The sequence below is a fragment of the Pseudoalteromonas sp. S3178 genome (assembly GCF_005886985.1).
GTDB lineage: Bacteria > Pseudomonadota > Gammaproteobacteria > Enterobacterales > Alteromonadaceae > Pseudoalteromonas > Pseudoalteromonas carrageenovora.
In genome coordinates this window covers 1-446 of record NZ_PNCW01000312.1, presented here as the reverse complement: position 1 = coordinate 446, position 446 = coordinate 1, and the positions used below count along the sequence as shown (strand labels likewise).

The window sequence follows — 446 nt, the reverse complement described above, 5'->3', positions numbered from 1 at the left end:
ACATATACTTGACGGCCATTGATTGGCTGACCAATGGGCACACTGCCTTCACTGAGTTGACATTCATATGTCGTCGTAAAAGTCGTACTTTCTGTCGGTCCATAGCCATTTAAAATATGCTGGGGACGCACCGATTGACTCACAAGACGATTCATAATCGAAGGCGTCAGTGCTTCACCACCAACCATTAAGTATTTCAGTGCCCCAAACATGTCTGGAGAATCGCTATAGACCGAGTCAAATAGAGCCCGTGTTAGAAATAAAACACTGACTTGATGATCGGTCAGTACCGCTTCAATCTCTTCAGCCTCAAGCACCATATTCGAATGAGGCAGCACCAAGCTTGCACCTTGTGTCAATGCTCCCCAAATCTCAAAGGTCGCTGCATCAAACGCAGGATTCGCTAACTGCACAAATACATCATCGCGTGATATCGCTATATAGTT

Annotated in this window: 1 protein-coding gene; it reads right to left on the bottom strand. The window is 45.5% G+C overall.

All coding sequences use genetic code 11. The features are described 5' to 3' along the window. Positions 1 to 446: AMP-binding protein (locus tag CWC11_RS21100; RefSeq protein ID WP_138684194.1), on the bottom strand; the 446-nt coding region annotated here is incomplete at both ends.